This window comes from Clostridium sardiniense (genome assembly GCF_050584765.1).
Lineage (GTDB): Bacteria > Bacillota > Clostridia > Clostridiales > Clostridiaceae > Clostridium > Clostridium sardiniense_A.
In genome coordinates this window covers 23526-39795 of record NZ_JBNOOR010000002.1, presented here as the reverse complement: position 1 = coordinate 39795, position 16270 = coordinate 23526, and the positions used below count along the sequence as shown (strand labels likewise).

Annotated in this window: 11 protein-coding genes; all 11 read left to right on the top strand. The window is 29.7% G+C overall.

Features of this window, described 5'->3' with window-relative positions; genetic code table 11:
- Positions 1-102: 102 nt before the first annotated feature.
- The 11 genes from ACQPUW_RS09900 to rnr all read left to right on the top strand — a co-directional run bounded on the left by ACQPUW_RS09900 (position 103) and on the right by rnr (position 16150).
- On the top strand, positions 103-2094 hold the full coding sequence (locus ACQPUW_RS09900; protein WP_430837331.1) for a fructose-specific PTS transporter subunit EIIC: 1992 nt from the start codon (positions 103-105) through the stop codon (positions 2092-2094).
- Positions 2095-2157: 63 nt separating this feature from the next.
- Positions 2158-4776 carry a glycoside hydrolase family 38 C-terminal domain-containing protein gene (locus ACQPUW_RS09895; RefSeq protein WP_430837330.1) on the top strand — a complete coding sequence of 873 codons (2619 nt, stop codon included), beginning with the start codon at positions 2158-2160 and terminating at the stop codon, positions 4774-4776.
- A gap of 29 nt (positions 4777-4805) precedes the next feature.
- Positions 4806-5603 (top strand): MurR/RpiR family transcriptional regulator, encoded by a 798-nt coding sequence (locus tag ACQPUW_RS09890; protein ID WP_430837329.1) that lies wholly within the window; start codon positions 4806-4808, stop codon positions 5601-5603.
- 11 nt (positions 5604-5614) lie between these two features.
- Positions 5615-6991, top strand: coding sequence for a glycoside hydrolase family 1 protein (locus tag ACQPUW_RS09885; protein WP_430837328.1), 1377 nt, complete (start codon positions 5615-5617; stop codon positions 6989-6991).
- A gap of 18 nt (positions 6992-7009) precedes the next feature.
- On the top strand, positions 7010-7894 hold the full coding sequence (locus ACQPUW_RS09880) for an ROK family protein (protein WP_430837327.1): 885 nt from the start codon (positions 7010-7012) through the stop codon (positions 7892-7894).
- 228 nt (positions 7895-8122) lie between these two features.
- Positions 8123-8542 carry a DUF2871 domain-containing protein gene (locus tag ACQPUW_RS09875; protein ID WP_430837326.1) on the top strand — a complete coding sequence of 140 codons (420 nt, stop codon included), beginning with the start codon at positions 8123-8125 and terminating at the stop codon, positions 8540-8542.
- 230 nt (positions 8543-8772) lie between these two features.
- Positions 8773-9369, top strand: coding sequence for a protein kinase (locus tag ACQPUW_RS09870; RefSeq protein WP_430837325.1), 597 nt, complete (start codon positions 8773-8775; stop codon positions 9367-9369).
- 360 nt (positions 9370-9729) lie between these two features.
- Positions 9730-11025 carry a phosphopyruvate hydratase gene (eno, locus tag ACQPUW_RS09865; protein ID WP_430837324.1) on the top strand — a complete coding sequence of 432 codons (1296 nt, stop codon included), beginning with the start codon at positions 9730-9732 and terminating at the stop codon, positions 11023-11025.
- A gap of 168 nt (positions 11026-11193) precedes the next feature.
- Positions 11194-11424, top strand: a complete 231-nt coding sequence (secG, locus tag ACQPUW_RS09860) for a preprotein translocase subunit SecG (RefSeq protein ID WP_204594883.1) — start codon at positions 11194-11196, stop codon at positions 11422-11424.
- Positions 11425-11705: 281 nt separating this feature from the next.
- On the top strand, positions 11706-13718 hold the full coding sequence (locus ACQPUW_RS09855; protein ID WP_430837323.1) for a sodium-translocating pyrophosphatase: 2013 nt from the start codon (positions 11706-11708) through the stop codon (positions 13716-13718).
- Between the two features lie 185 nt (positions 13719-13903).
- The gene (rnr, locus tag ACQPUW_RS09850; protein WP_430837322.1) at positions 13904-16150 is read left to right on the top strand and encodes a ribonuclease R; all 2247 of its coding nucleotides are present in this window, start codon (positions 13904-13906) and stop codon (positions 16148-16150) included.
- Positions 16151-16270: the final 120 nt, after the last annotated feature.

Below are 16270 nucleotides of genomic sequence, written 5' to 3'. Positions count from 1 at the left end.
GTAAATATATATAAAAGAAAATCAAATCTAAAGTCACTGAAAATGTTTGCAAAGAGAAAAAAATGTGTAATAATGAAATCATCAAATGGGAGGTGCAATAAAATGAACAAAAAAATTGTAGCAGTTACAGCTTGTGCAGCTGGGATAGCACATACATATATGGCAGCTGAAAGTATAAATAAGGCTGCTAAGAAAAAGGGTTATATAGCCAAAGTAGAAACACAAGGTTCTATAGGAGCTGAAAATGTACTTAATGAAAAAGATATTAAAGATGCAGATGTAGTAATAATTGCAGCTGATATAGATATCGATTTGTCAAGATTTGCAGGAAAGAGGGTATTGCAAACAAAATCAATAGATGCTATAAAAAATGCTAGTTCATTAATTGATAGAGCATATGATGAAGCTCTACTTTATGGTAAGAAAGGTTCTAAAGTTGGAGGTGTAACTTTAGGAAAAACTGATAATCAATTTATAAAACATATAATGAGTGGTATATCTTATATGGTACCAATGTGTATAGCAGCTGGACTTCTTTTAGCAATAGCTAACATATTTGCATTCCAAAAAGATGAACTTGGAAGAATAGTAAATTGGGGATTTGATAATACAACAGCAATGGGATACTTCATGTCAAAATTATTTGCTGTAGGACAAGTTGGATTTAAATTAATGATTCCATTATTTGCAGGTTTTGTTGCTAATTCTATAGCAGATAAGCCAGCAATTGCACCAGCAATGATTGGAGCATATTTAGCAAATGATCCAGAGTTTTTAGGAACTCAAACAGGTGGAGGATTCTTATCAGCTATATTAGTAGCATTTATTGTAGGATACTTAGTAAAAGGACTTAAGAGTATAAAGTGGCCAAAGATACTACAACCTTTATTAGCAATTATGATTATTCCATTAATAGCTACTTTTGCAATTACAGTAATAGTATTATTTTTAATTGGACAACCAATAGCAGGAGCAATGGATTGGTTATACAATGGACTTACAGTATTAAATGAGAAATATTCAAGTGCACCATTTATAATTGGAGCTATTATTGGAGCTATGATCGGATTTGACTTTGGTGGACCAGTAAATAAAACAGCTTTAATATTTGGTACAGCAGTATTTACAGATACAGTTGCAAAGTTTGGTATTCAAAATGCAAACTTTGTTCCAGGAACAGCAGCACAAGCTGCAATATCAGTAGCACCACTTGGAATATGGCTTGCATCAATATTATTTAAAAATAAGTTTACTAAAGATGAGAAGGTATCAGCAAACTCAGCCTTTGGTATGGGTATGGTAGGAGTTACAGAAGGTGCAATACCTTTTGCGGCAGCACATCCAGTACAAATGATTACAGCATCAGTTGCAGGTTCAGCACTTGCAGGAGGATTAGTTGGATTATTTGGATGTAAGTTTTATGGAGGTATAGGTTCACCTCTTGGAACATTTATAGGATATATTGAACAACCAATTCCTTTCATAACATGGATAGGATCAGTTTCAGCAGGTATACTTCTTACAGCAGTATTATTAGGTATTCTTAAGAAACCAGTAAGTGAAGAAGCAGATGTATATGAAGATGAAGAAGAAATAAATGAAGAGAAAATTGCAGAAGAAATACTTTTAGATATAAAGGATATAGATAGTGAAGTTTTTAAAGAAACTCATATATATGTAGATGAAAATTCAAAGACACAAGATGAAGCTTTTAGATTCTTAGCTTCAATTGCATATGAAAATGGCTATGTATCTAATAAAGAAGAATATCTTAAAGGATTATATGAAAGAGAAAAAGAAGCTACAACAGGATTTAATGATGGAATAGCAATTCCACATTGTAAAGGTAAAGTAGTTAAAAAGTCTGGAGTATTTTTAATAAAGTTTAAGAATCCGATTGAATGGGATTCACTTGATGGCAAACCAATAAAAGTAGCTTTTGGACTTACAATACCAGAAGATGGTGCAGATAATCATATAAAGATATTAAGCGCTATTGCAACAAAACTAATAGATGATGATTTTAGAAATAAAATAGCAAGTGATATTGATAATAGAGAATTATATAGCTTAGTGTCACAAATAGAATTTTAAATAATTAAATCAAAGCCTAAGTAGAATATTCTATTTAGGCTTTTTAATAAAAAGGAGAAATATATGAAGAAGGTACATGTTTATTCTCATACACATTGGGATTATGAGTGGTATTTTACAGCAAATGAAACAATAATACAGTTAATATATCATATGGATGAAGTTATAGGAGCACTTGAGAGTGGGAAAGTTAACAAGTACTTATTAGATGGTCAAATAAGTATATTAGAAGAATATATAAAGTTCATGCCAGATAAATTTGAAGTCGTTAAGAAACTTGTTAATGAAGGAAAGTTATTAATAGGACCATGGTACACTCAAACAGACGAATTAATAATCTCTGGAGAATCTATCATAAGAAACTTATTCTATGGAATTAAAAATTCATCTAAGTATGGAGACTATATGAAGATAGGGTATCTTCCAGATTCTTTTGGACAAACAAAAGACCTACCTAAAATACTAAATGGATTTGATATAAAGAGATCAATATTTTGGAGAGGTGTCTCAAAAGATGAATGTCCAAATAGAGAGTTTATATGGAATAGTGAAGATGGGAGTAGCGTGTTAGTTTACAACATAAAAGATGGATACTATTATGGTGGAAACCTTATATATAATGATGATGTTAAATCTGTTGAAGAAAAAATTCTAGATGGATCAGCTACAGAGAATATATTACTACCAGTAGGTGGAGATCAAAGGTATGTAGATTTTAATATAAAAGAAAGAATTAAATATTATCAAGATAGAACAGAGAATAATTTTGAATATATAGAGAGTTCTTGTGATGAATTTTTTGATGACTTAGAAAAGGAAAAGAATTTATTGCAAGTAGAAGGGGAATTTATAAACCCATCTAATTCTAAGATACATAGATCAATTTATTCATCTAGGTATGACCATAAATATCTGAATGATAAAGTCGAAAGAAGACTTATATATGTATTAGAACCTCTAATGGTAATGGCTCAAAATATAGGATTAGATCCTAAAGTAAGTATGCTTGAAGAGATATGGAAGAAGTTACTTATGAATCATGCTCATGATAGCGCGTGTGGATGTAATAGTGATAAAACAAACGATAGTATATTATCAAGACTTATTGAGGTAGATCAATTATCTTATTCAGCTTGTGATTATATAGTAAGAAAAATAAGTGAATCAATTAAAGATAGAGAAGAAAATGATTTAATTTTATTTAATACTTTATCAAGAACTAGAGATGAGGCTTTTACTATAAATATAACAACTAAGAATAAGGAGTTTAAGATTATAGATGAAGATGGAGTAGAAATTCCACTTCAAATAATAGATAGTAAAAAAGAATATAGTGGAAGTATAAAAAGAAGTACAGAAGAACATGATGAAAGCTTATATTTCTATGTAACTAAAGCAGTAATAAAGTGCAAAATTAATCCATTTAGTATAAAGAGACTAAGGGTTGTTGAAGAAAAAAGCAGCTATAGTGAAGAAGAGATTTTAGAAAATATAATTGAAGATAATTATTATAAAGTTGAATTTAACAATGGGAAAATAGATATAACTAATAAATTAACTGGAGAAATCTTAAAGGATTGTATATCAATTGAGGATTCAGGTGATGATGGAGATACCTATGATTACTCGCCACCTTCTAATGATATAAGACTTAAATTTGATTTTAAAGATTCAAAGTGTGCAACTATAAATGGAGAGTTATATAAGGAACTTAGCATAAGTGGAGTATTTGATATTCCTAAAAACTTAGAAGATAGAAATATTTCTAGAATAAATTCAAGTATTCCATATACTATGAAATTATCTTTAAATAACAAGAAAATAGTAGATTGTCATTTAGAGATTAATAATAATGCAGAAGATCATAGAATGAGAGTTATAATAAAGACAGGAGTTACATCAGATCAATCAATAACTGATACTCCTATGGGAATAATTAAAAGAGATAATACTCCAAAACATATTGATGATTGGAGAGAGCTAAATTGGAAGGAAGAACCTTCACCTATTTATCCAATGTTACACTTTGTATCATTGAATGATACAAAATCATCAGCTACAATAATAACAAAAGGAATTAAAGAATATGAAATATTAGATAATTCTAATATAGCATTAACACTTTTTAGAGGAGTTGGATATTTAGGAAAACCAGATCTTATAAGAAGACCTGGAGTAGCATCTGGAAATGAATTTAAATATATAGAAACTCCAAAGAGTCAACTTAAGGGTAAGCTTAAGTTTAAGTTTGCAATAAATTTTGATAAAGAATTAGATATAACTAAAATAAAAAATATATTTGAAAATTATAGTATAAGTACTCCATATTATCAAATACAAGAGATAAATAGATTTACGAATACATTAAAATATTTTGTAAGTCATCCTCTTCAAGATGATATATCTATTATTGATAGTTTAATAAATAGTGATGAACTAAAAGGAATTAATATAACTTCAATAAATGCAATAGATGAAAAATCATTTATTATAAGATTTTTAAATTCTTCAGGTAAAGAAATAAATGATTCAGGAAGAATAAAAGTTAAGAAAGCTAAGAGCTATCAATTAGTTAATTTAAATAATAGAGAATTAACAGAAGAGCTAAATGTAGATAAAGAAGAGATACTTATGCCATCATTTAAAAAAGGAGAAATTAAAACTATAAAAATAAATTTATAGTTAATGATGAATCAAGTATTGGAGGAAGTATGAAGAAGGAAATTGTTTTAAGGATAAACCATTCCAAAATTAATTTTACATTTGTTGAGGAGAGAATAGCTGAATATTTTCTAGATGAAAAACCAGTTTTGCCTATAAATAAATTATCAAAAGAATTAAATGTATCTAATGCATCAATAACAAGGTTTTGTAAGAAGATAGGACTTTCTAATTATAAGGAGCTTATATATCTATACAATGAGCATCTTAAAAATAAAAAAGACCATAGTTTAAATAATATAGCAATTGATTTACAAACTGAATATTTTAATTTGTTTGATGATATAGATAAAAATTTTGATGAGGAAAAAATAGAGAGAGTTTGTGAAGAGATACACTCACATAGGCTTATAAATATATTTGCACTAGGACTTAGTGCAACAGCTGCTCAGGATTTTAAATTTAGATTTTCAAGAATGGGAAAATTCATAGAAGTTATACATGATAGAAGTGCAATAGAAATGGCGACTAAGATATTAGAGAAAGGTGATTTAGTATTCTTGTTTACTCTTAGAGGTAATAAAGCTTTAGAGAAGATTGGCGAGGAATTAAAAGAGAAAGATATAACTGTAATAACTATAACAGCAAACAAAAAATCATCTTTAAATGAGACTTCAGATATAACAATAAATACTTCAAACTTTAAGGGCGAGGAAGCAACAGGTATATTATCAGCCCAAATTCCAATACTTGTTCAAATTGATTTAATTCATTATTACTATATAAGAAAATATAAGGAAGTTTTAAATAGTTGGGTTTCAACGGAGAAAGTATTTAATAAAGAGTAGGAGAGAATAATATGATAAAATTTTCAAATGATTTTTATTTTGGAAGCGCATCTTCAGCCACTCAAAGTGAAGGTGCTATAGATGTAGGAAATAAGGGAGAGAATATTTGGGACTATTGGTTTAAGACAGAGAAACATAGATTTCACAATGGTATAGGAACGGAAGATACTTCAACATTCTATAAAAACTACAAAGATGATATAAAGTTAATGAAAGAGACTGGGCATAATTCATTTAGAATGTCTATAAGTTGGTCTAGAATGTTTAAAGAAGGATATGGAGAAGTAAATAAAGACGGAGTAGAATTTTATAATAACGTTATAGATGAATTAATCAAAAATGGAATAGAACCTTTTGTAAATTTATTTCATTTTGATATGCCAATGGAACTTCAAAAGATTGGTGGCTGGGAAAATAGAAAAGTAGTAGATTATTATAAAGAATATGCAAAGACTTGTTTTGAGCTTTTCGGAGATAGAGTAAAACGTTGGTTTACATTTAATGAACCTATGGTACATGTTGAATGTGGATATTATTTAGGGTATCATTACCCATGTAAATTTGATCCAAAAGCAGCTGTACAAGTAGCATATCACACAGCAATAGCTAATGCATTAGCTATTAAAGAATTTAAAGAGTTAAATACTGATGGAAAGATTGGTATAATAATAAATCTTTCTCCATGCTACCCAAGAAGCGAAAATAAATGGGATTTAAAAGCGGCTAGAATAGCAGATTTATTTGCAAATAAGAGCTTTTTAGATCCAGCTGTAAAAGGTGAATTTACTACAGAGCTAGTAGAAATTATAAAAAAACATGATTTAATGCCTAATTATACAAATGAAGATCTAAACATAATAAAAGAAAATACAATAGATTTTCTAGGGGTAAATTACTATCAACCAAGAAGAGTTTGTGCAAAAGCTAATAAACCTAATGATGAGGCACCATTTACTCCAGAATATTATTATGACCATTATGATATGCCAGGAAAGGTTATGAATCCGTATAGAGGGTGGGAGATATATCCTAAAGGAATATATGATATAGCTGTAAATATAAAAGAAAACTACAATAACATTGAATGGATGATAACTGAAAATGGTATGGGAGTTGAAGGTGAAGAAAGATTCATAGCAGATGGCGTTATAGAGGATGACTATCGAATTGAGTTCTATAAAGATCATTTAACGTGGTTAAATAAAGCCATTCAAGAAGATGCAAATTGCATTGGATATCATGTTTGGACATTTATTGATAATTGGTCATGGCTTAATGCTTATAAAAATAGATATGGACTTGTATCTTTAAATCTTGAAGATGGAAAGAGGACAATAAAGAAAAGTGGAAGATGGTTTAAAGAACTATCTAATAACAAAGGATTTTAAATTAAAGGGGATGAGGACATGTTTGCTTGTTTAGATATAGGAGGTACATCTATTAAAGTTGCACTTTCAGATAAGGATGGAAACCTTATAGAAAAAGATACATTATATCCATCACATGAATTAAAAGAATTCATTGATACAATTGTAGATTGGGTTAGTGGAATGAAAAATCAATATGATATAAAAGGTGTTGCTATAAGCTCTCCAGGTGCTGTGGATACAAATAGTGGAATTGTAGGCGGAGCTAGTGCAGTTCCATGTATTCATGGACCTAATTGGAAAGATATATTATCAGATAGATTAAATCTTAATATAAGTATAGAAAATGATGCAAATTGTGTAGCACTTGCAGAAATTTTTTCAGGATCTGCAAAAGAAGTAAATGATATATTATTTGTAGTATGTGGCTCTGGAATTGGTGGATCTATAATTAAAGATAAGAAAATTCATCATGGAAAGCATCTTTATGGTGGAGAATTTGGATTTATGATCATGGAAGATAATGACGGAGAATATAAAACATTTAGTGAAGTTGCATCTACAATGTCTTTTGTAAGAAAGGCTAGAAAGCATTTTAATGATGATAGTTTAGATGGTAAGGATGTATTTAATAAGGCGCAAGGTGGAGATGAATTCTGCAAGGGAGTAATAGATACATTTTATGGGGAGCTTGCAAAAGGAATCTATAATCTTCAGTATATGTATGATCCGGAGCTTATCCTTATAGGTGGTTCTATAAGTGATAGAGATGATTTTGTAATAAGCTTAAATGAAAAAATAGATGAAATATTAAAGAAGATTAAGATTGCAGAAATAAAACCAGAAATAAGAACGTGCACGCATAGAAAAGATGCAAATCTTATAGGAGCTTTAGCTCATCACCTTAAAGAATATAATATATAAATTTACATTAATTAAAAATATATTATAGAAGGTAATTACAATTAATGTAAGTAAAAATATTTGTTTGAATTAATAAAAGCTACATTCATTTATAGAATGTAGCTTTTAAATTTCTTTATGGACAAGAGAAGAGAAGTATAGTAATATTTAAATGAATAATTAATATTTATAAATATTAATTATTCATTTAAATATGTTTGTGGGAATGTGAAGAAGGGGGTGTAACTAATGAAGAAGCTTATAAATACAGCTTTTGTTTATGCTATTATTGCTCTTGCAAGTGGTGTTTTTTATAGAGAATTTACAAGAATGAATGATTATACAGGTAAGACATCATTAGCAGTAGCACATGTACATTTACTAGTTTTAGGTAGTTTAATGTTTCTGATTTTAGTTTTATTTGAAAATGCATTTAAGATCACTAAAAATAAATTCTTTAGTAAATTTTATATAATTTATAATGCTGGACTTATTTTTATGACTGGAATGTTTATATGGAGAGGCGTAGATCAAGTTTTAGGACTTAATGGTGGAGCTATGATATCCGGTATAGCTGGATTATCTCATATAATTATTACTGTAGGAATTATAATGATGTTCATCGTACTTAGAAATGAAGTTATAAAAGCTGAAGAAGCAAGTAAATAACTATAATTACAATTTAGCCTAAAATATAATTATAGTTATAGAAATTATATCAAACTTAATTTTAAAACAAAAAATAGTTATATACTTAAAATAAGTATATAACTATTTTTTATGTCTTTATATATTCAAGTATAAAAATAAATAGGATTATTATAAGATCTAGAACGCTATCACAATAAATAATAAGTTTAATAGTATATATTGAGAGAAATAATATATAGGATGATTAAATGAAAGGAAATTACGCCTATTCTGTTTGTTTTGATGAGAAGACAGAAAAGTTATTTAGAAGAGCAAAATATTTAGGACAAGGAAATAACGGGATAGTATATGAACTTCCAAACAATAGAGTTATAAAGATTTTTTTAAAAGAAAAAATTTGTAGGGCAGAGGGTGATACTCTTAAAAGAACGAAAAAATCAAAATATTTTCCTAATATATACGCTCGAGGCGAACTTTATATTGTACGAGAAATGGTTTGTGGAGTACGTTTAGATAAATACATAAAAAGAAACGGGTTAAGTAAAGAGATGTCTATGAAGATATATAGGCTATTAAAAGAGTTTAAAAAACTTGGATTTGCAAAATTAGATACAAGATGTAGAGATGTATACGTAACTGAAAAGTTAGAGCTTAGAATGATAGATCCTAAAGGATGCTATACAAGAAAAGTTGATTTTCCAAGACATTTAATGAAAAAATTAAATGGACTTAAAGTATTAGATACATTTTTAAAGCATATAGAAGAGAGGGATCCTAAGTTATGTAGGTATTGGAAGAGTCAACTTGATAAATACTTTGAGAAAAACAACATAGAATACAATTAAATAATAAGATATATTTACGTAAAATAAAATTAAGATATAAGTAGTTAAGATATATAAGTATAATAATTGAAATAGAAAAGTCCTTTAGGGCTTTTTTATTTTGCTAGGAATTATAACAGCTAAGTTAGTGTATATTAATTAAGTATGTGATTATAATCAAAATATTGGTAAACAAAAAATTACTAATGTTATAAATTAATATCTAATATTAATAAATTGAAAAAAATTATCAATTGATTGAAAATATCAACAGAATGGATTATAATGTATTTAAATAAAAAAAGCAATTAATTATTTAATAAAAATATAGGATGTTGTAAATAATATCTAATGTATTTGATTGTTAAGGAGGAAAAGTAAATGAAACAATATGCAGAAATAGTAGATGTTTTAGCTAGAGAAATTTTAGACTCAAGATCATTCCCAACAGTAGAAGTTGAGGTATATTTAGAAGATGGAACAGTAGGAAGAGCAGCAGTACCATCAGGTGCATCAACTGGTGTATTTGAAGCTGTAGAACTTCGTGATGGAGATAAATCAAGATTCAATGGAAAGGGTGTTCTTCAAGCAGTAAAGAACGTTAATGAAGTTATTGCTGATGAATTAGTTGGATTAAATGCTTTAGATCAAATTTTCATCGATAAAACTTTAATAGAATTAGATGGAACTAAGAACAAAGGTAAATTAGGAGCAAACGCTATACTAGGTGTTTCACTTGCTGTAGCTAGAGCTGCTGCAAACTATTTAGGATTACCTTTATATCAATATGTTGGTGGAGTTAATGCAAAAGTATTACCAGTACCAATGATGAACATCATAAATGGTGGAGAACATGCTGATAACTCAGTAGATTTACAAGAATTCATGATTATGCCAGTTGGAGCAGAAAGCTTTGCAGAAGCATTAAGAATGTGTTCAGAAGTATATCATGCACTTAAGAAATTATTAAACGAAAAAGGATATTCAACAGGTGTTGGTGATGAAGGTGGATTCGCACCAAACTTAAAATCAAATGAAGAAGCTATTGAAGTTATTATAGAAGCTATCAAGGCAGCAGGTTTAGAACCAGGAAAAGAAATGTTTATAGCACTAGATCCAGCTTCATCAGAATTCTTCGAAGATGGTAAGTATATCTTAAAACATGAAGGTAAGACATTATCACCAAAAGAAATGGTTGATTTCTATGAAAACTTAGTAAATAAATACCCAATTATTTCAATTGAAGATGGTATGGCAGAAGAAGATTACGAAGGTTGGAAGATCATTACTGAAAGATTAGGAAAGAGAATCCAATTAGTTGGTGATGACTTATTCGTAACTAACACAGAAAGATTAAAGATGGGTATCGAAATGGGAATTGCAAACTCAATTCTTATAAAGCTTAACCAAATTGGTACATTAACAGAAACTTTAAATGCTATAGAAATGGCTAACAGAGCAGGATACACTGCAGTAATCTCACACAGATCAGGTGAAACAGAAGATACAACTATCTCAGACTTAGTTGTTGCTGTAAATGCAGGTCAAATCAAGACTGGTGCACCAGGAAGATCAGAAAGAGTTGCTAAGTACAACCAATTAATCAGAATAGCTGAAGAGTTGGATGATGTAGCTGAATACAGAGGAAGAGATGCATTCTTCAATATAAAGAAATAATAATTAATTTCTATGTATGATTGAAATTAATTTAAATTTAATCTTAGAATGATATTTATCGCTTTCAGATAATTTTTGGAAATTAGTGTAGAAATAAATTATTCTTTATGATATACTAATTGAGTTAAATAGTATAAAATAAGCGTTTAAATATTAGGAGGTGTTCCCATGCAAACAGCGTTATTAGTACTTGAGGTAATATTAGGAATAGTTATTGTAGTTTCAGTACTTATGCAACCAAGTAAATCAGATGCCTTAAGCGGATTGATTCAAGGTAGCAACAATGATACATTCTTCTCAAGAAACAAATCAAGAACAAAAGAAGTTATGCTAGAGAGAGTAACAATAATAGGAATGTTACTATTTGCTATAAATACAATTGTTTTAAATTTAATATAACATGTGTGGGAATCACAAGTTAGATTTATTAGCCAGTCTTTATGACTGGCCTTTTTTTTATTAATCATAAATTTTACTTAAAAATATAGCACAAAAAATTATCCAAAATGGTGCAAGTAAGACGAATAAACAGATATATTCATTTACGCAAAATATAGACATAAATGTCATGGATAAAGTAAATTCAAATAAGATTATAAATTTAATTCTAATAGAAAAATTTATTTCATAATTATATAGTAGTGCCCTAGGTACTAAAAATAATTATGAGAGGTGTAACTATGGAGTTATTAGCATTACCATTAGTCTGTGGGATTATTTCATTAATTGTTTTAATTTTTATTGCAAAAGGTATTATTAAAAAAGATCCTGGAAATAAAAAAATGAAAGAGATAGCATCACATATAGAGGAAGGAGCTATGGCCTTTATAAAAAAGGAATACAAGTATCTTTCAATATTTGTGGTGTGTATTTTTGTATTAATTTCAGCATTTCTAAGTTATAAGACAGCTATAGCATTTTTAGTAGGTGCCATATTCTCAATGCTTGCAGGATTTATAGGCATGAAGATTGCTGTTAAAGCAAATGTAAGAACAGCAAGTGCAGCAAAGCATGGAATGAAAGAAGCACTAGGCGTAGCTTTTTCAGGTGGTTCTGTTATGGGGCTTTCAGTTGTAGGACTTGGAGTTGTTGGTCTTACTATTTTTGCAGTTGTTTTTGATTTAAACGCAGAGTATATAACAGGCTTTGGACTTGGTGCATCATCAATAGCACTATTTGCGAGAGTTGGTGGTGGTATATATACAAAGGCAGCAGATGTTGGAGCTGATTTAGTTGGAAAAGTAGAAGCTGGTATACCAGAAGATGATCCAAGAAATCCAGCTGTAATTGCAGATAATGTTGGAGATAATGTTGGAGACGTTTGTGGTATGGGAGCTGACCTTTTTGAATCTTATGTTGGATCAATAATTTCAGCTATAACACTTGGCGGTTTCGTATCAATAACAGCAGGACGTGAAGCTATGATTTATCCTTTAATACTTGCTGCAATTGGAATTATTGCATCACTTATAGGTATATTTGTAGTTAAGAGTTATAAGGGGGATGACCCTCAAAAGGCTTTAAACATAGGAAGTTTTTTATCAGGAGGAATAGCCCTTATATTAAGTGCAATTGCATGTAATTATTTATTTAAAGACTTAAAATTCTTTATTCCAGTAGTAGTGGGTATATGTGTTGGCTTATTAATTGGAAAAATCACAGAAGTATACACATCTTCAGATTATAAATCAGTAAAATTTATTGCGAAAGAATGTGAGACAGGAGCAGCTACTAATATAATAGCTGGTCTTGCAGTTGGTATGAAATCAACAGTTATACCTATACTTTTAATAGTAATTGGAATATTAATTTCATTCTTTAAAACAGGTGGTGCAAGTGATTCTCTTATAGGATTATATGCAATTGCATTATCAGCAGTAGGAATGCTTGCTACAACAGCTATAACGGTTGCTGTTGATGCATATGGACCAATAGCAGATAACGCTGGTGGAATAGCTGAAATGAGTGGGTTAGATGAAGGTGTTAGAGAGATTACAGATAAACTTGATTCAGTTGGTAATACAACAGCGGCTATTGGAAAAGGCTTTGCAATAGGTTCAGCAGCACTTACTGCTTTAGCTTTATTTGCATCATATACTCAAGCTGTAAAATTAGACTCAATAAATCTTTTAAATCCATTAACATTAGTTGGAGTGCTTATAGGTGGGATGCTTCCATTCTTATTTGGAGCACTTACAATGCAATCAGTTGGTAAGGCAGCAGGTCAAATGGTAGAAGAAGTTAGAAGACAATTCAAAGAAAAGCCTGGAATATTAAAGGGTACAGATAAGCCAGATTATTCAACTTGTGTTGAGATTTCAACTAGAGCTGCTTTAAGAGAGATGCTAGTGCCAGGATTTATTGCAATTTTATCGCCTATAATTGTAGGATTACTTTTAGGTGCAGAAGCACTTGCAGGATTAATAGCTGGAGGAGTTGTAACTGGAGTTATGATGGCTATAATGATGGCAAATGCAGGTGGTGCTTGGGATAATGCTAAGAAGTATATAGAAGGTGGAGCATATGGTGGAAAAGGAAGCGAATGTCATAAAGCAGGTGTAGTTGGAGACACAGTTGGTGATCCATTTAAAGATACATCAGGACCAGCTATGAATATATTAATAAAGCTTATGACAATAGTTGCAGTTGTATTTGCACCACTTATAGTAGAGTTTGGTGGACTATTATTTTAAAATATATATCTAATTAAATTAAAGAGTTATTATTTAGTATATCAACTAAATAATAACTCTTTTCTATATAAATTTCTAATAGAGGAATTATAACTCATAATGTGTTACTATATAAAGAGAATAATATATAACAGCGGTGGATAAAATATATTAAGAATATAGATAAATTAAATTGGAGGAATAAGATGGGAATAAAGAACACATTATTGGATTTTATGCGTGAAGATGCATATAAACCAATGGATTTAAAAGAATTAACATCAGTATTTGATATAAAATCAGATGAATATAGAGCTTTTAAAAAAGTATTAAAAGCAATGGAGAAGGAAGGTCTAGTTGTCAGAAATAAAAGCGATAAATACACCGTTCCAGAAAGAGTAGGATTAGTTGCAGGAAAACTTCAAGGACATCCAAGAGGATTTGGTTTCTTAATACCTGAAGCTGAAGGGGAAAAGGATGTATTTATATCATCATCTTCTATGAATGGGGCTATGAATGGAGATAGAGTCTTAGTTCATATAACTAGAGATGACAAAAATGGTAAGAAGAGAGAAGGAGAAGTTGCTGAAGTAGTAGAAAGAGCCAATAAGACAATAATTGGTGTCTATGAAAATAGTAAGAACTTCGGTTTTGTTGTGCCAGAAGATACAAGATTACACCAAGATATATTTGTATCTAAAAAAGATAGAAATGGTGCAAATGATGGAGATGTTGTAATAGTAGAAGTTACAAAGTGGCCAGAACAAAGAAGAAGCCCTGAGGGTGTTATAAAAGAAGTATTAGGACAAAAGGGAGATAAGGGACTTGATATTCTTACAATAATTAAGAAGTTCGGTCTTCCAGAAGAGTTCCCTGATAAGGTATTAAATTTTGCAGATAGAATAGAAGAAGAAATAGATCCTAAAGAGTATAAAAGAAGAACAGACTTTAGAGATTTAAAGATGGTAACTATTGATGGTGAAGATGCTAAAGATTTAGATGATGCAGTTTCAATAGAAAGATTACCAAATGGAAACTATAAATTAGGGGTTCATATAGCAGACGTTACTAATTATGTTAAAGAGGGTAACCCTCTAGATAAAGAGGCTCTTAAAAGAGGTACATCAGTATATCTTATAGATAGAGTTATACCAATGCTTCCAAAGAAACTTTCAAATGGTATATGTTCACTTAATCCTAAAGTAGATAGATTAACATTAAGTTGTATCATGATAATTGATAAGAATGGTAAAGTTATAGAGCATGAAGTTCATGAAGGTATAATTAAAACAAATGAAAGAATGACTTATACAGATGTGACTAAGATACTTAGAGATAAAGATGAAGAGCTAATCAAAAAGTATGATTACTTATATGATGATTTCTTAGCTATGGAAGAACTTGCGAATATTTTAAACAAGAAGAGAATGAGAAGAGGAGCTATTGATTTTGATTTTGAAGAAGCAAAAATCACTTTAAATCCTCTAGGTAAGCCAATTGAAATAAAACCTTATCCAAGAGAAATTGCAAATAGAATAATAGAAGAATTCATGCTTGCATGTAATGAAACTATAGCTGAATATATGTACTGGACTAATTTACCATTCGTATATAGAGTTCATGAAAATCCAGATGAAGAAAAGCTTACAAAGTTCAGAGAGTTTATATATAACCTTGGATACACAATGAAGTGGAGTCAAGATGTACATCCAAGAGCACTTCAAGAAGTTTTAGAGAAAGTTAAGGGTAAGAAGGAAGAAGCTGTAGTAAGCACACTTCTTTTAAGATCAATGATGAAGGCAAGATATTCACCAGAAAGCCTTGGTCACTTTGGTCTAGCTGCAAGATATTATTGCCACTTTACTTCACCAATTAGAAGATACCCGGACCTTCAAATCCATAGAATTATAAAAGAACAAATAAATGGTAAGATTGATGGAGGAAGAGCTAAAAAGTTAATTGGAATAGTTGATTATGCATCAAAACAATCTTCAGAAACAGAAAGAGTAGCTCAAGAAGCTGAAAGAGAAGTTGATGATTTAAAGAAAGCAGAATACATGCAAGATAGAATTGGAGAAGAATTTGAAGGAATTGTTTCTTCAGTTACATCATTTGGTATGTTTGTTGAACTTCCAAGCACTATAGAAGGATTAGTTCATATAACTGCTTTAGAAGATGACTATTATGTATATGATGAAAATCATTTAGCTTTAATTGGAGAAAGAACAAAGAATATTTATAGATTAGGTGATGAAGTTAAAGTTAAATGTAGTAAGGTAGATATTGCAAATAGAGAAATTTACTTTGATTTAATAAAAGAAGAAGAGGAAGAAAAAGAAGAAGAAGCTTTAAAAGAGTTCCAAGAGAGACTTCCTCAAGTTAAAAAGGAAGTAAAAGAAGCATTAGCAAGAGTTGAAGAAGCAGAGGAAGAGATTGAATCTGAGTTAGAATAATTTAACAAATTAAAAAAAGGAGCTATCATTGAGTTATTTGAAAGAGTAATTATAAATGATAGCTTCATTTATTTAAAGAATATTTAAAAATATATAATGAGACACTTTTTATATATAATT